The 19,028-nt window shown below is 64.3% G+C and carries 10 protein-coding genes; 3 read left to right on the top strand and 7 right to left on the bottom strand.

The features are described from left to right. The first annotated feature begins 46 nt into the window (after positions 1–46). On the top strand, positions 47–847 hold the full coding sequence (locus CSV86_RS07915; protein WP_009402638.1) for a CSS-motif domain-containing protein: 801 nt from the start codon (positions 47–49) through the stop codon (positions 845–847). 138 nt (positions 848–985) lie between these two features. On the opposite strand, the gene hppD is transcribed toward CSV86_RS07915, so the two are convergent. Next, positions 986–2,062: a 4-hydroxyphenylpyruvate dioxygenase gene (gene hppD, locus CSV86_RS07910; RefSeq protein WP_009402640.1), complete on the bottom strand. Its 1,077-nt coding sequence runs from the start codon at positions 2,060–2,062 to the stop codon at positions 986–988. 330 nt (positions 2,063–2,392) lie between these two features. Between hppD and CSV86_RS07905 the strand changes: the two genes are divergently transcribed. Both CSV86_RS07905 and rarD read left to right on the top strand, forming a co-directional pair. Next, positions 2,393–3,970 (top strand): EAL domain-containing protein, encoded by a 1,578-nt coding sequence (locus tag CSV86_RS07905; RefSeq protein WP_009402642.1) that lies wholly within the window; start codon positions 2,393–2,395, stop codon positions 3,968–3,970. Between the two features lie 40 nt (positions 3,971–4,010). Further along, the gene (rarD, locus tag CSV86_RS07900; protein WP_037061203.1) at positions 4,011–4,898 is read left to right on the top strand and encodes an EamA family transporter RarD; all 888 of its coding nucleotides are present in this window, start codon (positions 4,011–4,013) and stop codon (positions 4,896–4,898) included. Here the strand turns inward: rarD and CSV86_RS07895 are convergent. The 6 genes from CSV86_RS07895 to CSV86_RS07870 all read right to left on the bottom strand — a co-directional run bounded on the left by CSV86_RS07895 (position 4,849) and on the right by CSV86_RS07870 (position 18,954). Then, on the bottom strand, positions 4,849–6,432 hold the full coding sequence (locus CSV86_RS07895; protein WP_009402646.1) for a TerC family protein: 1,584 nt from the start codon (positions 6,430–6,432) through the stop codon (positions 4,849–4,851). The two genes, rarD and CSV86_RS07895, sit on opposite strands and share 50 nt — an antisense overlap. A 297-nt stretch (positions 6,433–6,729) precedes the next feature. Beyond that, the gene (locus tag CSV86_RS07890) at positions 6,730–8,205 is read right to left on the bottom strand and encodes a TolC family protein (protein WP_009402648.1); all 1,476 of its coding nucleotides are present in this window, start codon (positions 8,203–8,205) and stop codon (positions 6,730–6,732) included. 47 nt (positions 8,206–8,252) lie between these two features. Further along, complete coding sequence (locus tag CSV86_RS07885) at positions 8,253–17,366, bottom strand: DUF4347 domain-containing protein (RefSeq protein WP_009402650.1); 9,114 nt, start codon at positions 17,364–17,366, stop codon at positions 8,253–8,255. A gap of 87 nt (positions 17,367–17,453) precedes the next feature. Beyond that, complete coding sequence (locus tag CSV86_RS07880) at positions 17,454–18,089, bottom strand: phage tail protein (protein WP_009402652.1); 636 nt, start codon at positions 18,087–18,089, stop codon at positions 17,454–17,456. Positions 18,090–18,134: 45 nt separating this feature from the next. Then, complete coding sequence (locus CSV86_RS07875) at positions 18,135–18,476, bottom strand: DUF6916 family protein (protein ID WP_009402654.1); 342 nt, start codon at positions 18,474–18,476, stop codon at positions 18,135–18,137. Positions 18,477–18,516: 40 nt separating this feature from the next. After that, positions 18,517–18,954, bottom strand: coding sequence for a GNAT family N-acetyltransferase (locus CSV86_RS07870; protein WP_311985800.1), 438 nt, complete (start codon positions 18,952–18,954; stop codon positions 18,517–18,519). Between the last annotated feature and the right edge of the window lie 74 nt (positions 18,955–19,028).

Genomic DNA, 19,028 nt, shown 5'->3' with positions numbered 1-19,028 from the left:
TCGGTCCGGCCCCATCCGGTCGTGGCCTTCTGCCTATAGGTGAATCATGCCCCTTCGTACTTCCCGTTCCAGCCACGCACTGCTCACCCTGCTGACCTTGCCGCTGATCGGCCTGGCTCCCGTGGCCTTCGGCTTGCTGGTAATGGCCTGGCAGGTCAACAAGCAGCTTGACGAGTCCTCCGTTCTTGCCCTGCGCGATGCCCGGCTGGGTGTCGATGGCCTGATCGACTCGCTGCATGGGGCCAGCAACAAGGTCCTCAACCTCGCCGAGTACCCCTGTGACAAGGCTCTGCCCGCCCTTCACAGCGAGGTGGTCGGCAACCCGGAGCTGCGCTCGCTGACTCTGGTCCGGGAAAACCGCGCCTATTGCAGTACCCTGCGCGGCGAATCCGGGTTACTGGTGGACCCCGGCGACTATTTCAACCATCGCTTGCGCCTGGAAGCGGGCAACGACAACACCCCGGACTCGGCAATTCTCTATTACCGCCTGCAGGAGTATCCCTACGGTGTACTGGCGGTGGCCGACGGCGAGATCCTGCAACGGATCCTGCGCGGTACGCGGCAACCGGAAAGCGTAAAGCTGCAGTTCGGGCCGACGCTGATCGGCGCAACCGGCGAGGTCCAGGACAGCCTGCATGCCCTGGAAAGCGAGCCCGACATGAGTCAGGTGTCGCCTGTTTACGGCTACACCATCCATATCATTCACCCGCCGGGGCATGCCGCACGGCAGTTGCTGGACAACAGCATGGTGGTCGCACCGTCGCTGTTGCTGGTGGGCATCATGACGGCGGCGGGGAGCTATTGGGCGATGCAGCGGCGGCGGCGCGGGGTGCGCCGGGCGGTATAGCTATAAGCCACAAGCTTCAAGCCGCAAGGAAAAGAAATCCGTGCCGCTGCTGCTTTTGCTTATCGCTTGCGGCTTACAGCTTGCAGCTCCAATAAAAAGCCAGCTTGCGCTGGCTTTTTATTGGAGCTCTCAGGGGCCTCAGTCGGTGCTCAGCACCCCACGGCGCACCTGGTCGCGCTCGATCGACTCGAACAGCGCCTTGAAGTTGCCTTCGCCGAAACCATCGTCGCCCTTGCGCTGGATGAATTCGAAGAACACCGGGCCCATCAGGGTTTCCGAGAAGATCTGCAGGAGCAGACGCTTGTCGTCCGGGTTGGACGAACCGTCCAGGAGAATGCCGCGCGATTGCAGCTCGGCGGTTGGCTCACCATGGGCTGGCAGGCGGCCTTCGAGCATCTCGTAGTAGGTTTCCGGCGGCGCGGTCATGAAGCGCATGCCGAGTTTCTTCAGGGCATCCCAGCTCTTGATCAGGTCGTCGGTGAGGAAGGCCACGTGCTGGATGCCCTCGCCGTTGAACTGCATCAGGAACTCTTCGATCTGCCCGGCGCCCTTGGACGACTCTTCGTTCAACGGGATGCGGATCATGCCGTCCGGGGCGGTCATGGCCTTGGAGGTGAGGCCGGTGTATTCACCCTTGATGTCGAAGTAGCGGATTTCGCGGAAGTTGAACAGTTTCTCGTAGAAACCGGCCCAGTAGGTCATGCGCCCGCGGTACACGTTGTGGGTCAGGTGATCGATGATCTTCAGCCCGGCGCCGACCGGATTGCGATCGACTCCCTCCAGCCAGTTGAAGTCGATGTCGTAGATCGAGCTGCCTTCCTCGAATCGGTCGATAAGGTACAGCGGGGCACCGCCAATGCCCTTGATGGCCGGCAGGCGCAGCTCCATGGGGCCGGTTTCGATTTCCACCGGCTGGGCGCCCAGCTCCAGGGCACGGGCGTAGGCCTCATGGGCATTGCGTACGCGGAACGCCATGCCGCAGACTGACGGGCCATGCTCGGCGGCAAAGTAGGAGGCAACGCTTTTCGGCTCGTTGTTGAGGATCAGGTTGATCCCGCCCTGGCGGTAGAGATGGACGTCCTTGGAGCGGTGGGTAGCGACCTTGGTGAAGCCCATGATCTCGAAGATCGGCTCCAGGGTGCCAGGGGTCGGCGAAGCGAATTCGATGAATTCAAAGCCCATCAGGCCCATCGGGTTGTCGAAGAGATCTGCCATGTTCGTATGCCTCATCATCAAAACGGTTGAATAACGCGAGTTACTGTTCGGTCGATGCGAGTGAACGTGGTGGCGCGCAGGAAATGCCCCGGGTACTGCGGGCAAGGAAGTCACCAAGAATCAGCTTGAATCCATGACACTTCATAAAGGACCCATGTTCGGCGGGTTCGATCCCCGTGGACGGGAACCTTATTGTTGTATTCGTAACGCGATTCTACAGTGCGTAATTTCATTTGTCGCGCATTGCTTTCATCAGCGCCGCACCCCACAGGATAGACGGCGGCATTGCCCGCTATGCTATGCGAACCAGCCCAAGGATGGATCCCGCCCATGCCCCTGCACAAATCCCGGCGCCGCGCGCGCCTGTTGCGTCGCCTGCTGCCCTGGCTGGTGGGCGCGCTGCCCGTGCTGGGCGGGCTGGCAATCATGCATTGGCAGGCCGAGCGGGAGTTGCAGGCCCGTGCGCAGAACAGCGCTCGCCAAGCGGTCAGCCACCTCGAGCAGGTCCTGGACAACGTCGCCGCCGCTGCACGCACGCTACTGCCCATGGCCGGCAGGCCCTGCACCGAGGTGGACCTGGCCCTGCGCGAGCAGGTCACCCGGCGCTCGTTCGTGCGATCCACCAACCTGACCCTCGATGACGAGATCTATTGCACCTCGCTGTTCGGCGAATTCCGCGAAAAGGTCGATCCGACGGATTATACCGACGGCAGCCTGTGGTTGATGGACGGCAACTCGGTGACCCCGGGCCATCCACTGCTGGTCTATCGCCTGAGCGACGGGGCCAGGGGTGCGATCACCACCCTCGATGGCGATCACCTGACCAGCGCCCTCGAACTGATCGGCCCGGACATCGACCTGCGCCTGCAGGTCGGCGCGCACTGGATCGACAAGCTCGGCCAGGTGCGCCAGGGTGCGGTGCCCGGCTATCCGGTCGCCCCACAGCGAGTGGACTCGCGGCACTACGCCTTTTCCGTGTACAGCGGTTTCCAGGCTGGCCAAGCCTGGCACCTGATGCGCAGCGAATACCCGGCGCTGTTCGGCATGCTGCTGTTTCTCGGCGCCGGTTCCGGCGCGGCCTGCTACTGGCAACTGCGGCGTGCTTCGTCGCCACGCGCCGAGCTGCAACGGGCCCTCGAGGCGGATGAATTCGTGCCCTACTTCCAGCCGGTAGTACGCTGTGGCGACTACCGCTGGTCCGGTGCCGAGGTGCTGATGCGCTGGCATCACCCGCGGGAAGGCCTGGTGCGCCCCGACCTGTTCATCCCCTATGCCGAGCACAGCGGGCAGATCGTATCCATGACCCGGCGCCTGATGGAGCGTCTGGCCAGCGACCTGGCGCCCCACGCCCATCTGTTCGAGGATGGCTTCCACCTGGCGGTCAATGTCACCGCCGCCCACTGCCAGGATCCGGGCCTGTGCGATGACTGCCAGGCCCTGCTCGACGCTTTTCCCCCGGGGCGCGTGCAACTGACCCTGGAACTCACCGAGCGTACGCCGATAACACCCGGCCCGATCACCGACCAACTCTTCGAACGCCTGCACCGCATGGGCGTGCTGCTGGCGATCGATGATTTCGGCACCGGCCAGTCAAGCCTCGACTACCTGCGGCACTTCAACGTCGATTACCTGAAGATCGACCAGAGCTTCGTCGGCATGATCGGTGTCGATGCGCTCTCACTGCATATCCTCGACAGCATCATCGAACTGTCGGCCAAGCTGGGCTTGGGCATCGTTGCCGAAGGTGTGGAAACCGCGGAGCAGCGAGACTACCTGGCGCGCTTCGACGTCGATTACCAGCAAGGCTACCTGTTCGGCCGGCCCATGCCCCTGGGCGACTTCATCAAGGCCCTGGGCGACCAGCAGCGGCCGGCGGTTGCCGAAGCGACGCCGCCCCTGAGATCATGAGCGGTCAACCTTTCTCGTTTCACTGTTGTTCGAGGCCCCCTTGTCCAGAGGCATTGCTTTATCGGTGATGGCGTCCTGCCTGTTCGCCGTGATGTATTACTACACCTCCCTTCTCGCTCCGCTCGACGGTGAGGAAATCTTTGGTTGGCGCATGCTCCTCACCCTGCCCTGCGCCACCCTGTTCATGATCGTCACTCGCGACTGGTCGCTGGTCACCGGCCTGGTGCGCCGGGTGCAACGAACCCCTGCCCTGTTCCTTGGCCTGTGCGCGACCTCGGCGCTGGTCGGCGTGCAACTCTGGCTGTTTCTCTGGGCACCGCTGCAAGGGCGCAGCCTGGAAGTGTCGCTGGGGTATTTCCTGCTGCCGCTGACCATGGTCCTGACCGGGCGCCTGGTCTATGGCGAGCGTCTATCGCGCCTGCAGAAGGTCGCCGTAGCCCTGGCGGCCACCGGGGTCGGGCACGAGCTGTACCAGCACGGCAGTTTTGCCTGGGAAGTGCTGGTGGTCGCCGGTGGTTATCCGGTGTATTTCGTCCTGCGCAAACGCCTGCACACCGACCATCTGGGCGGGCTGTGGACGGACATGCTGCTGATGTCGCCGGCCGCCCTGTACTTCGTCATCAACGGACCGCTGTCGGCCGCTGACCTGGACACCCACCCGCAGCTCTACGCCCTGATTCCGCTGCTGGGCGCGATCAGTGCATTGGCGTTGATCAGTTACGTATTGGCGAGCCGGATGCTGGCGTTCAGCCTGTTCGGCCTGCTCAGCTATGTGGAACCGGTGCTACTGGTGATGGTGGCACTGATCCTGGGCGAAAGCATCGCCCCGGACCAGTGGCTGACCTACCTGCCGATCTGGCTGGCAGTCCTGGTGCTGATCATCGAAGGCGTGAGGCACCTGCTGCGCCAGCGTCGGCCGGCTGCCTGAGACGGACCTGGCGCACGCGGCGCTCCTCCACTTCGACCACGGTCAGCGACCAGCCTTCCCAATCGAGCTGGTCACCGACCATCGGCAGGCGGTCCAGCAGGCTCATCACCAGCCCGGCGAGGGTCTGGTAGTCGTCGGTGGGCCGGGCCGCGAAGCCCGTCTGCGCCTGGATCTGGCGCAGGTTCAGGGCACCGCTGACCAGGTAGCCCTCCTGGTCGGCGACGATGCCCGGGCCGACCACTTCACTGGCATCGGGCAGTTCGCCGGCAATCGACTCAAGGATGTCGGTCATGGTCAGGACACCGGTGAAGTCACCGAATTCGTTGACCACGAAGGCAATGTGCGTCGATTCGTTGCGCATCTGCTCCAGGGCATTGAGGATGCTGAAGCTCTCCAGCAGGTTCAACGGCGCGCGCATCAGTTGCTCCAGGTCCGGCTCGCCACCGGCCAGCAGCACCTTGAGCAGTTCCTTCTTGTGCACGTAGCCCAGCGGCTCTTCGACACGCCCGTCGCGGATTACCGGCAGGCGCGAGTAGGAGGAATTCATCAACGCCTCGCGGATCGCCTCCGGCGGCTGGGCCAGATCGATGGCGTCGACTTCGGCACGCACCGTCATCACTGTCCTGATCGGCCGCTCGGCGAGGTTCAGCACGCCGCTGATCATGACCCGCTCGCGGCGGTCGAACAGCACCTGCTCGTCGCCATCACCCACCAGGTCGGCGATTTCTTCACCCACTTCGTCAGCTTCCACCCGGCGCCCGCCAAGCAAGCGCAGGACGGCGTGGGCGGTGCGCTCGCGCAACGGCTTGTGCTGTTGCAGGCTGCGCTTGCGCCGGGCCCGGGCCAGCTGGTTGAAGGCCTCGATCAGCAAGGAGAAGCCGATCGCCGCATACAGGTAGCCTTTCGGAATATGGAAGCCCAGGCCTTCGGCGGTGAGGCTGAAGCCGATCATCATCAGGAAGCCCAGGCACAGCATGATCACTGTCGGATGGGCGTTGACGAAGCGGGTCAGCGGCTTGCTGGCGACGATCATGATGCCGATCGAGAAGATCACCGCGATCATCATGATCGACAGGTGCTCGACCATGCCCACGGCGGTGATCACCGCATCCAGGGAGAACACTGCGTCGAGCACGACGATCTGCGCGACGATCGGCCAGAACGCCGAATGACGCACCGGCCCGCCGGCCTGCACCACGTGGCCCTCAAGGCGCTCGTGCAGCTCCATGGTGGCCTTGAACAGCAGGAACACACCACCGAACAGCATGATCAGGTCACGTCCGGAGAACGACTTGCCGAACACTTCGAACAAGGGTGCGGTCAGGGTCACCATCCACGAGATCGACGCCAGCAGGCCCAGGCGCATGATCAGCGCCAGCGACAGGCCGATGACCCGCGCGCGGTCGCGCTGATGGGGCGGCAGCTTGTCGGCGAGGATGGCAATGAAGACGAGGTTGTCGATGCCCAGGACCAGTTCCAGGACAATCAGCGTGGCCAGGCCCAGCCACGCGGTGGGATCGGCTAGCCATTCCATGGACGGGTACTCATGCGGGCAAGGTCACGGGGACGGGACGAAAAGACAGGCCATGAAGGCCTGGTACTGGGGGGCTCCGAGGAGAAGGAAGTCATATCAACCTGAGATCAATTAGGGACGTCGATCCTACAGTTGTAGCGGCGTTTTACTACACAGGGAAAGTATTTCAATGTGTAAGACCGGGATGCTGTGTGGTCAGTGCAGGCCCTATCGCTGGCAAGCCAGCTCCCACAGTGTGGGAGCTGGCTTGTCGGACCGCTGCACCGCAGCGATGAGGCCCTCACCTACACAGCAGAATCAACGATTCCAGTTGGCCTCGCTGCTCTGCAGGGCATTGGCGATGGTCTGTACCTTGTCGTCAGGCAGTTCCTGCGGCAGCGGATCGGTACCGGCACTGACCGCCAGTTGCGCGTAGGCATTGCGCAACTCGGCATAGGACAGGTCACGTTTGAGCTGGGTCTGCAGGTTGTTCAGCTCGCCCTGGATCAGCTCCAGCTCGCCGATGTTGTTGGTCTGGAAACGGTTGCGCAACTGCTCGGCGATCTGTCCGTCGAGCCGGGCCATTTCCTCGCTGGTCTTGAACTGCCGGCTGGACTCCTCGAAGTTCGCCCGGGCGACGTACAACTGCGCCAGCACCGCCACCGACATGGCCTGGCGGCGTGCCTCGGCTACGCTCTGGCCCGCTTCGGCAACCTTGATCGCCTGTGGTCCGGACAGCACGTTGAACAGGTTCCAGGTGACCTTGACGCCATAGTCGGCCCAGCTCTGGTTGACCAGGAAGGAGTTGCTGTCGTAGTGACCGCCGGCGGAGAACTCCAGGCCCGGAAGCATGCGCAGCATGGCCTTGCGGGTTTCCGTGGCGCTGATGCGCGCCTGGTAGTCCTGCTCGCGCAGTTCCGGACGGCTGGCCAGCGCCTGTTGTTCCAGTTTGGCGAAATCGCCCTGGAATTGCGGCACCGCGTAGCTATCGTCCAGGGCCAGGGTGTAGGGCTGGTTCATCGGCAGGTTGATCAGCGCGGCCAGCTCGGTCTTGGCCAGGGTCAGGGCACGACGCTGCTCTTCAAGCTGGCGGGTGGCCTCGATCAGGGCACGCTGGTAGCTCAGGGCCTGGACCGGGTCGCCGATGCGCTGTGCACTCATCAGCTGGCTGTTGATGCGGGCCTGGTTGATCCGTCCCATCAGGGTGTCGATCTGCTTGAGCAGGCGCTCTGCCGCCACCGCACGCCAGTAGGCCGAACGCACGTCCTGGGTGATAGTGTGGATGACCTTGCGCTTGCGCTCCTGAAGGATGTAGCGCTGGTCGGACTGCTGCTTGGCGCTGAAGTAGCTGACGCCGAAGTCGAGCACGTTCCACACCATGGTCAGGTCGGCGACCTCGCGGTCACGGTCCTGGGAAGTCGATGGCTCGAGGGACTGGGTTCCGGTCTGCACGCTCTGGCTGCTGGAGGCGCTGACATTGTTGCGACCGGCATAGCCGGCGGACAGGGCCATGCGCGGCAACATGTCGAACTGCGCCAGGTCCAGCTGGCGCTGGCCGAGGGCTTCTTCCATCACCTTCAGGCGGGCTTCGAGGTTGTACTTCACCGCGCGGGCCATGGCCTGGTGCAGCGTCAGGGGGCCGCTAAGGGGCTCCTGGTCCTTGTAGATGCTGGCCATGTCGCTGCGGGCACGCTCTTCGCTGGCGCTGCGCTCGATCGGGTCGCTGGTCACGGCGCAGCCGCCGATAGCCAAGGCCAGCAGGCTGGCGGCAAACAGTTTGTGCTTTTTATTCATCCTTGCGCCGCCCCCAGGTACGGCTCGATTCTCAAGAGTTGTGCTGGTCATGCTCGCTGTCCGATCTCGGCCGGTTTGGCGAGGGCCTTGGCCAACTCGCGCACCTGGCGCTGGTCGGCTTCGTTGATATGTTGCAGTTGCTGGCCGAAGGTCGGCACGCCGAACACTCCGCGCAGCCCCTGGTTGAGGTCGCTCTGTTTCCACTGGTTGCCGTTGAACACGTTCATCTCGCTGACACCCGGCACGTCGCGGTTGAAGATGCTGGCGAAGGTGCTGGCGCCGAACAGTCCGCCAGTGCCGCCGCCAAAGCCGAGGAAGCCCTGGCCGTCGCCATTGCCCAGGCCGCTGTCGCTGCTGCCGAAGACCTGGGCGATGAAGCTCGGCGCACTGCCGGCCTGGCCGAGGAAGATGGTGCCCAGCGGCCTAAGGTCGCCGCCCACGGTCCGCACCTCGAACAGCGAGCCCGGGGCCAGCGGCGAGATGCTTTCGTTGATCTCGATGCCCGGCACCTGCGGCTGGATCACCGCAGGTTGTGGAAGGCCCGAGGTGTCCGGCGGATTGAGCCGGTATTCCAGATCGCCGACGTCCTGGCTCTGCAGGGTCTGCCCGGCACTGACCAGGGACTGCGCCAGCAGGTTGCCGGCGCCGTCCTGGATGCCGCTGTCCGGCGCATTCAGGCTCAAGGACAAGGTGCCCTGCCCGCGCAGGTTGCCCACCACGATGCGGTAGGTCTGTGCGTCGATACGCTGCACCGATTGCACCACCCCGCTGGCGCTGGCCGTGCCGAGCACGCTGAAGTCGCTGGCATCGACACCACTGACCGCCTCGTCGAAGGTCAGGGTGAAGCTCAGGCTGCGGTCGGTCGGCAGGACCGGGCCGTCCACCACGATGCTGCTCGGCCGCGGCGCCCGGGCATCGACCAGGATGCCGCTGGTACTGCCGACATTGTTCAGCCCGGTATTGGCATCGTTACCGCGGGCATCGCGCAGGGTACCGCCGTTGGTGTCGATGCTCGACGCCACCGCGAAGGTGCTGTTGCCGGCCATGCCGCTGGTAACGGTGAGGCGGAAGGTCAGCGCCGTGCTGCCGGAACCGGACAGGTAATCGGCATAGACCACCCGGCCGTTGTCCAGGGTAATGGCCAGGCGTGGATTGCCATCGCCACTGTCGACCAGCACCGCTTCGTCGGTATTGACCGTGAAGTCCAGGGTCTTGCCGGCAGTGTAGGTGCCGCTGGGCGGCACGCTCACGCTGGTCACCGAAGGCGCCACGCGGTCGATGCTGTAGACGCTGCCGTTCAGGCCGCCGGTGATCGGGTTGCCCGCCACATCGACAATGCCGGTACCGCTGGCACTGAGATTCAGGCGCACGTTGCCGGCACCGGAGAGGTTGTCCACCAACACCTGGTAGGTGCTGCCGTCGATGCGGGTAACCGAGGCGATGCGGCCACTGGCGCTGCCGGTGAACGCCAAGGTGAAGTCGGCGCTGTCCACACCGCTCACCGACTCGTTGAAGGTCACGGTGTAGCGCACGCTGCCGGCATTGGTCGGGGTGATATCGACATTGACGATATTGCTGACACTCGGCGCCTGGGTATCCACCACCACACCGCTGGCGGTGCCCGGAGCGTTGAGGTTCAGGTTCATGTTGTTGCCGGCGGCATCGCGGATGGTCGAGCCGTCCAGGTCGATGCTGCCCGCCAGGCCGACACCCGCTGCGTTCTCGGTAGCCTGGATGGTGTACTGGAACACCAGCGCCGAGGTGCCACTGCCCGAGACATAGCTGGCGTAACGGGTTACGTTGCCGATGGTGAGGGCCACGCGCGGCACACCGCTGCTGGTATCGACATTGACGTTCTCGCTGGCATTGACCGTGAAGGTCAGCACGTCGCCGGCGTTATAGACACCGTTTGCCGGCAGGATCACCGTGGAAACCACCGGAGCCACGGCATCGATGTTGATGCCCGAGGTATCGCCGACGTTGTTCAGTGCCAGGTTGGCATCGTTGCCGATCGCATCGCGCAGGGTCGCGCCGTTGAGCTGCAGGGCGCTGCCAAGCTGGATACCATCGCTGTCCAACTGCCCTGTAACCACGGTCAGGCGGAACACCAGGGCGTTCCCGCCAGCGCCGGACAGGTAAGTGGCGTAGGCCTTCTCGCCATTGCCCAGGGTCACTTCCAGGCGTGGCGAACCACCGCTGGTATCCAGTTGCACCGCCTCGTCGAGATGCACGGTGAAGTCCAGGTTCTGCCCTGCCAAATAAGTGCCGCCGTTCGGTACATCGACGCTGGTCACGCTTGGGGCGACGCGGTCGATGCTGTAGCTGGCGCCATTCAGGCCGCCGCTCAGGGCGTTGCCGGCAGCATCGGCGATGCCGGTGCCGCTAGCGTTGAGGTTGAGCTGCACGGTGCCGGTACCGGCCAGGTTGTCGACCAGCACGGTATAGGTGCGGCCATCGACCCGAGTGACGCTGGCGATGCTGCCGCCGGCAGAACCGCCGAACGCCAGGGTGAAGTCGCCGGCATCGACACCGCTCACGTCCTCGCTGAAGGTCACGGTGAAGCTGGCCGAACCGCTGTTGGTCGGGCTGGCGCCAACGCGCACGATGTTGCTGGCAGTCGGTACGGTGGTATCGATCTGCACGCCCGGCAGGTTGCCGGTGCCCAGGCTCGGATCGATATCGTTGCCGGCCAGGTCGGTCAGCTGTTCGCCACGCAGGTCGAGGCTGTTCACGGCAATACCGTTGCTGTCGTTATCCCCGGCCTGCACCACGTACTGGAACACCAGCGTGTCGCTACCGCTGCCGGAAACGTAGTTGGCATAGCGGGTCACCCCGCCAACATCCAGCGCCAGGCGCGGTGTCAGGCTGCCGATCTGCAGGGCTTCGCTGGCCTTGACGGTGAAGGTCAGCACATCGCCGGCCTTGTAGCTGCCATCCACCGGCGCAACAACGCTGACCACGCTCGGCGCGATGCCGTCGATCGTCACGCCGGCGGTACTGGCCACGCTGTTCAGGGTGGTCACGGTAGCGTTGCCGACCAGGTCGGTGATGGCGCCGCCGTTGAGGTCGATGCTGCTGCCCACCGTCACGCCATTGGCGTCGAGCTGGCCGCTGGCGACCACCATGCGGAACACCAGGGCATTGCTGCCGCTGCCCGAGACGTACTCGGCATAGGCGGTGCCGCCGGTATCCAGGGTAATGGCGATGCGCGGGATGCCGGTGGCGGTATCGACCGTCACCGCTTCGCTGAAGTTGACCGTGAAGTCCAGGCCTTGACCGGTGATGTAGGTGCCATTGCTCGGCGCACTGACGCTGCCGACCACCGGCACCACGCCATCAACGACGATAGCGCTGCGTCCGCCGAGGGAGTTGGCCCCACCCACGGTGGGCAGGGTCAGGACCGCCAGGTCGCTGGTGGCGTTGGTGATGAGCGCGCCATTGAGCTGCAGCGCCGTGGTGCTCTGGAAGTCCAGGTCGGCGCTGATATCGCCGGCCTGCACGGTGTACTTGAACACCAGGGTGTTGCTGCCCGAACCGCTGACATACACCGCGTTGCGATCGACCAGCCCGGTCTCCAGCAACAGGCTCGGGGTACCGCCGCTAACGGTGACGGCCTGGTCCCAGGACACGTTGATCAGCACTTCGTCGCCGACCTTCACCGCGCGGTCGGGGCCCTGCGCGGACACGCTGGTCACCTTCGGATTCACCGGGACCACGTCGATCGCGATGGTGTCGATATCGAGCTTGGCCCCGCCGCTGCCGGAATTGCCGTTGTCGTTGGTCTCGATGGTCAGGCTGGCCGCACCGAGGAAATTGCTCGCCGAGAGGAAGCTCAGGGACTGCAACGCGGCGTTGACATTGGCCAGGGTACCTTCGAAGGTCATGGTGATGTTGTTCACACCGGTACCGGTGACCAGGGTGATACCGCTGAGGCTGCCCAAGGTGAGCAAACCGTTGTTGGCGGTCAAGGTCACCGAAACCAGGCCGCCGTTGGCATCCACATCACTGATGGAAATGGCATTGCCATTGGCGTTGCTGAAGCCCAGGGCAACCCCCTGCTGCGCGGTTTGCGCGCCCGGCACGCTGTTGACCGGAGCATCGTTGACCGCGGCGACGTTAAGGGTCACGGTCCTGGTATCGGTCAGCGCGGAGCCGCCGGTGTTGCCGTTGTCGTCGATCTTCACCGTCAGGATCACGCTGGCGGTTGCGTCCTGGGCGGTCTTGAAGGTGAGGCTGTTGGCCGCAAGGAAGAAGTTGATATCGGCCAGGCTACCCGACAGGGTCAGTTCACCCGAACCGGAACCGACGACGGTCACGCCCAGGCCACTGGTGGCCGCCAGGGTGCCGCTCGGAACCGAGAAGGTCGCGGTGACGGTATTGGTGCCGGCATCGACGTCGGTGAAGCTGATACCGCTGATAACGCTGGCGACATCCTCGGTCACAGTGATGGACGGCGGCACGGTGGCCACCGGTGCATCGTTCACCGGGGTGACCACCAGGGTGATGTTGGTCACCACGTCGGACACGCTCCCGGTGTCGGCTCTCATTGTGAGGGGAACAGCTGCGGTGGCGTTAGCGGCCGTGGTGAAGGTCACCCGGTTGTTGGCGATGAAGGTGTTGATGTTGGCGATGCTGCCATCGAGGATCAGCGTGGTCGGCGTACCACTGACCAGCACGCCACCGGCGCTCACCGCGCTGAGGGTGCCGCTGGTCACGGTCAGGGTGACCGTGGCGTTGAGTGAATCGACATCGCCGATGCTGATGCCGCTGATCGCCGTGGGCACGTCCTCGGTCACCTGGACGGTAGCAGGTGCGCTGATGATCGGGGCGTCGTCCACGGCGGTAATGGTCACGCTGCGCGAGACCACCACCGAGGCCATGCCACCACCGTCGGTCACCTGGAACTGCACGACACGGTTGCTGGTGGTCGGGCTTTCCGAACTGTTGTTGTAGGTCACTGCGCGCAGGGCCGCCTGGAACTGCGCCAGGGTAGCCTGGTTGCCGGCGGAGGTCAGGGTCAGGATGCCGGTGCTGGAATCCCAGCTTGCCTGGATATTGCCCATGGTCGCCGGGTCGGTGACCAGCGCCAGTACGTCCTGGGCACTGTTGTAGCTGGAGAAGCGCACGGTCGCGCTGCCCGGGTTCGGACCATCCGGGTCGGACAGGGTCAGGTTGGAGTCCACCACTACCGGGGTGGAAGCCACGTTGTTGCCTTCGGTCCAGGCCACGCTGCCGCCGCTCGGGGTCAGTACCGGGCGGTCGTTGACCGCAGTCACGGTGACCGTGGCGGTATCGGTCGCCGTGGAATAGGCCGAGGTGCCGCCGGAGGTGCTGGTATTGATCTTGGCGCCCTGGAAGCCGGCGGTGCCGTTGGTCTGGTCCCAGGCCTTGTAGGTGATGGTCGCCGTTTCGCCATGGATGCCGTCCGGGACGAAACGCACCCGGTCCGTCGGGCGCAGGATAAGCGCCGCCGTGTTGGAGACGATACCGACATCGGTCCAGGTGGTGCCGCCATTGGTGGAGAACTGCCACTTGCCATAGGTGGCGGTCAGGCCGGTGATGGCGATGCCCTTCACGGCGCCGGTATCGACATCGGTGATGCCGCCGGTCAGCGAGCTGACCAGGTCACCGGAGTTGGCGGTGGAGGTATCGGTCAGCGGCGACAGGCTCGGCGACACTGGGTTCATCACCGGCGCATCGTTGACGGCGGTAACCGTCAGGTTGGCCTGGGCGGTGCCGGTGGAGAAGGCACTGCTGCCGCCGTTGCCGGAGGTATCGGCCAGGCTGCGGCTACCATTGGCGGAAGCGCTGCCGGAGGTCTGGTCCCAGGCGCGGAAGCCCATGGCAACGGTCTCGTTGTTGGCACCGTCGGGGATATAGCGCACATAGGTCGTGGAGCTGAGCAACAGCGCGTTGGTCGGCGCCACGCTTCCGAAGTCGGTCCAGTTGCTGTTGTCGGTGGAGTACTGCCAGGTGCCGCGACCGGTGGTGACGTACACGGCGATACCGCGCAGCGCCCCGACGTCGGGATCGACATAGGAGGTGCTGGCCAGCAGGGTCGAGATCAGCACGCCGGGCGTCGTGGTGTCTTCGTTGGTGTTCGGGAAGGTGTACGGGCCGCCACTGAGCGTCGGCGCGTCGTTGACCGCGACCACGGTCACGGTGCTGACGATACCTACCACGGCGGTGTTGAGCCCGCTGTTGGAGGTGCCGCCGTTGTCGCGCACGGAATCCACGCTCACCACCCGGTTGGCGGTGTTCGGGCTTTCGCTGTCGTTGCGGTAGGCCATGGCGTTGAGGATGGCCTGCGCTGCCGAGCTGGACAGGCCACTATGGGTCAGGGTGATGGTCGCGGTACCGCTGACCACCGAGACCGAGACCGTCGTGCCGTTGATCGCGGTCACCACGTTGGTGCCGTTGACCAGGTTCACGTCGCTGCCGTCGATCACCAGTTTCTCCGCCGCACCGTTGGCGACGCCGGTGACGGTGAAGGTCATCTGGATCACGCTCTGCCCGGTCTCGACGGTATTGATCGTCGCGCCGCTGAACAGCTGCACCGCCGAACCGTTCTCGGTGTAGGTCGGGTTGGTGCCGCTGACATTGACCACCGAGGCATCGTTGACCGAAAGGACCTCGAGGGTGACCGTCGACACCGTGCTGCTGCCGCCGGCACCGTCGTCCATGCTGATCGAGACGCTGCGCGTGGTCGCCGACGGCTCGATGGTATTGGAATTGCGGTAGGCCAGGTTCTGCACCAGCGCAGCGACGGTGGTCGCCGTGGCGTTGCTGGTCAAGGTGACCACCAGCGGGTTGCCGTTGCTGCCGCCGGTGAAGGTACCGATTACCAGGCCGTTGTACAGGATCGAGGCGCCGGACAGCACGATCTGGTTGGCCCCGGCGCCCTGGTCGCGAATGAACAGCACGTCTTCGGCGCTAGTGCCGCCACTGGCGATCTGCACCGTCAGCTTGCCGCCGTTGAAGTTGGCCGAGTCGGCGTCGCTGATGGTGGCGTCGCCGTTCTGGTCGAGCAGCACGTAGGCGGCGTCCTCGCGGTAGCTGACCAGGTCGCCGTTGAGGTTGCCGATCACCGGCGCCGCCACCGCGGTCACGGTGAAGTTCAGCGCGGTGTTGTTCTGGATGCCCTTGTACACCTGGCCGTTGGCGTTGGCGAACGCCTTGTTGTCGATGCGCACGGCGTAGGCGACGCCCGCCACCATGTCCGCTGGCGGGTCGATGGTCCAGGTAGTGCCGGAGCCGGTAACCGCACCGCTGCCCACGGCGATGGTCTGGATGATCGCGTTGTCGCTGGTACGCACGATATAGATGTTGCCCGTGCCCTTGGCCACCGACTGGTCGAAGGTCAGGGTGATATTGGCATTCGGGGTGACGGTCAGGCTGTCGTCCGCCGGGCTGGAGCTGACCAGCTTCGGCAGGCTGCCGCTCTGATAGAAGATGGCGGTGCTGGCTGCCGTGGACGAGGTGGAGATCAGGTCGAGATCGCCGTCGCCGTCGAAGTCGCCGACACGGAACTGCTGGGCGTTCATGTCCGGCAGGGTCACGTTGGCGAACGGCGAACTGGCCTGGTCCACGTCGACGAAGGTGCCGTTGTCGTTGCGCACGTAACGGAAGACCGTACCGTTGTTACCGGTCTGATAAAGGATATCGGCGTCACCGTCGCCATCGAAGTCGGCGACGATCGCACGGGTCACGGATACGGTCGGCAGGGCCGCGCTGGCGGTCATGTCGACGAAGATGCCGTTGTTGTTGCGGAAATAGCGCATCTGCATGCCGGACGCGACATGGATCAGGTCGGTGTAGCCGTCGCCATCGACATCAGCGGCCTTGTAGTTGTAGGCGTTGAAGTCGGGCAAGGTGATATTGGCGAACGGCCAGGCGGCGCCGCTGGCACTGGTGAGGGTGGTAAAGCTTGGCGTGGCGCTGCCGCTGTTCACCGCCAGTGCCCAGGACGAGCCGGTGCCGCCGGTCTGGTAGAGAATGTCGAGGGCGCCGTCGCCGTTGAAATCGCCCACCAGCGTACGCACGCCGAAGCTCGGGCCACTCACGTCCTGGCTGGTGAAGCCCGAGCCGGTGTTGAGGTAGAGCTTCATGGTCGGACCGCTCACGGGCGCGGCCAGCAGATCGATGAGACCATCGCCGTTGAAGTCGCCGGCGTGGTAGTTGGCGCCGCCGGTGGCGGCGTCGGTCAGGGTCAGGCCGGCGAACATCGAGCTGGCCTGGCTGAAGATGGTGAAGGTGCCGTCTGCATTGCTCTGCGCAAAGCTCCAGGCACCACCGGCGCCTGCCGCCTGGTAGAGAATGTCGGCACGCCCGTCGCCGTTGAAGTCGCCGACCACGTATTTCATCTGGTTGGTGGTGGTTCCCAGCACTGGCGCGCTGGCCACCGCGCCGCCGGTGTAGGTCGAAGCCATCAGGCTGTCGTAGCCAGTGACGCTCAAGGCGCTGGTCTCGATGGCGCCGCTGCTGCGCTCCAGCGTCCAGTTGCCACCCAGGGCCGCGGAGCCGGTATCGTCCACCGAAGCGGCAACGTCGGCGCCGGTGATCGCCGCCAACTGATCGATGAAGGCCTGGCCCTTGCTTCCCTGCCCCACGTCGCAGCCGTAGATCATCAGGTCGCCGTCGGCCTTCAATGCCGCGCCGATGCTCTCCAGTGCCGCACGATGCTCGGCGAGGTTGTTGCTGGCCAGCCAGACATTGCCCAGTTGCACGGTACCGTCGGCGCCGTGGGACAACAGGTGGATGGCGTCCAGGTTGTCGCGCCCCTTGAGGTAGTCGGCCATCTGTTGCAGGCCGTCCTTGTTCGGGTCGAGGACCACCACTTCGGTCTTGGGCGACAACCCTTCGAGCAGTTGCCCGACGTTGCTGACCTGGCCGTCGACGAACACCACTTCGTTGCGCTGGCTGCCCTGCTGCTGGCTCGCCGTTTCGCCGGACGCTGCTGGCGCCTGGCTGCTTTCATTGCTGGAGGCGCTGTCCTTGGCCGCGTCGGCAGTCGTCTGCGCCGCAGCATCCTGGGCCACCACGCCCACGGACGCATCGAACATGATCCGCGGTTCAAGGGCCATCAGCAGCGGAGCCTGGCCGGGCTCGGCGGACTGGGGCTGCTGGGCCGACTTGCGCGAGAGTCGTTCGATGAATTTCATGCTGCACCTCCTGGTGGTCCCCGCACTGCCGGCTGGGCAATGCGGACAAAAAAGTGGCGGTGCTCTGGAGCACCGCCGGTTGTTGCGTTAGTTGCGGCTCGGGAAGATGCCTTGCATTGCGATGATGAAGTTCACCGCAATGTAGGGGCTCAACACCGAAGACGGGATATTGCCGCCCGTCAGCGCAGCGGTGCCGGTCACGGTCACACCGCCGGTGAGGGTCACCGGCTGCGGCGCCAGGTCGACGCGGGGCAGCGGGTTGCCGCTGTTGTCCTTGCCGCTGTGGTACAGCTGGTAAGTGGTACCGGCACCGTCGTTGGGGATGCCCAGGCAGCCGCCAGGAATAGGCGCAACGCTGGTGGCATCGGCATTCACCACTTGCGCAGTGGACGTCGCCGCGAGGCTGCTGTTGGTCAGCATCGACAGCATGTGGGTGTGGGTCGGCATGTTGCTGGTCAATTGGGTAACCGACTCGCTGCCACCTTTCTGCCCCATCTGGTAATTCGACAGGCCGGTGCCCTGGCCCTGGCCCACCGGCGTACGGCTACGCAGGTCCGGCAGGCCGAAGGTACTTACGCCGTCACCACCGAACTGCGTGCCCAGCAGGGCGAACAGTGCGGTGTTCTGATTCAGCGGTACCAACTGGCCCTGACACAGCGCCCAGCCGTACGGGTTGAAGTTGAACCCTGCCATCCGGATTTCGCCCAGAAACGGATCAGCCATCAGACTCTTCCTTATGTTGATTTGCGTGGTTGGTTGAATTGCGAATCAGGGAGCCTCGTCAACCGCGACGCGGTTGCGGTGAATGACCGCTTCAAGCACATGGCGGCCGTCGGGTTCGGACTGCACCGGGCTCATCAGCAAGGTCCAGGGCTGCGCGCGGCCCGGGCCGTACAGATTGAAGGTGTCCTGGGGCAACACCACACCGTGCGGCAGGGCCAAGGCCAGGGAATAGCACTCGTAATCCTTGTTCATCGCCGTGCCATCGGTCACGGCCAGCAGGCTGACCTGCAAGCCATGATCGTGGGCAAGCTGCAGCACGAACCCTTCGGGATCGGCTTCGAGCAGTTCCTGGCGGCTGGGAATGGTGTCGTCGACGGCTTGGCTCATGAGACTTTCCTTGTGTCGGTGCGCGCGTCGCGGCGCAACTTCAGGTACACCCCGAATCGCCGCAGACATAAAAGCCCAGCCGGCCATACAGCCGCTGTGCCGGGTTATAGGATTCAACGAAAAGTTTGACCTTCAGGCCCTGTTCATCCGCCCGGCGCAATTGCGCTTCTATCAGCGCGGAGCCGATGCCCCTGCCCTGGAATTCGGGAAGTAGGGTTATATCGATGAGATTGAGGGTGGTCGCCCCCCAGAACATATAAAGCCGGCCGATCGGCTGGCCCTGGAGTTCGATGATCAGTAATTCCCCATCGGCATAATGGGCCTGATAGTAAGCATGCTGAGCATTGAACTGCTGTTTAAGAAAGGCGGCGATCTGCTGCGCCGGCCAGCCGCTACGGGACATCTCCTCGGCGCGCGAACCGGCGTACAGACGCTCGATAAACGCCATATCGTCCGGATGCAGGGCACGCAGGGTCACAGCAGGCATCGACATCGTTGCGAACATCCCTGTTGAAATAACTTTGTGAGCTAACTTTTATTGTGACGGGTGTC

Origin of the sequence: Pseudomonas bharatica CSV86, assembly GCF_000319305.2 — a bacterium.
In the GTDB taxonomy this organism is placed as follows: Bacteria; Pseudomonadota; Gammaproteobacteria; order Pseudomonadales; family Pseudomonadaceae; genus Aquipseudomonas; species Aquipseudomonas bharatica.
Note: the sequence above shows the minus strand (reverse complement) of the source record. Positions and strands in the feature narration are given on the sequence as shown.

Bases quoted from the DNA above. Each gene is read 5' to 3' on its own strand.
- CSV86_RS07875 (WP_009402654.1), bottom strand. From the start codon at position 18,476: ATGAGCCAAGCCGTCGACGACACCATTCCCAGCCGCCAGGAACTGCTC.
- CSV86_RS07890 (WP_009402648.1), bottom strand. From the start codon at position 8,205: ATGAATAAAAAGCACAAACTGTTTGCCGCCAGCCTGCTGGCCTTGGCT.
- CSV86_RS07915 (WP_009402638.1), top strand. From the start codon at position 47: ATGCCCCTTCGTACTTCCCGTTCCAGCCACGCACTGCTCACCCTGCTG.
- CSV86_RS07880 (WP_009402652.1), bottom strand. From the start codon at position 18,089: ATGGCTGATCCGTTTCTGGGCGAAATCCGGATGGCAGGGTTCAACTTC.
- hppD (WP_009402640.1), bottom strand. From the start codon at position 2,062: ATGGCAGATCTCTTCGACAACCCGATGGGCCTGATGGGCTTTGAATTC.
- CSV86_RS07895 (WP_009402646.1), bottom strand. From the start codon at position 6,432: ATGGAATGGCTAGCCGATCCCACCGCGTGGCTGGGCCTGGCCACGCTG.
- CSV86_RS07885 (WP_009402650.1), bottom strand. From the start codon at position 17,366: ATGAAATTCATCGAACGACTCTCGCGCAAGTCGGCCCAGCAGCCCCAG.
- CSV86_RS07905 (WP_009402642.1), top strand. From the start codon at position 2,393: ATGCCCCTGCACAAATCCCGGCGCCGCGCGCGCCTGTTGCGTCGCCTG.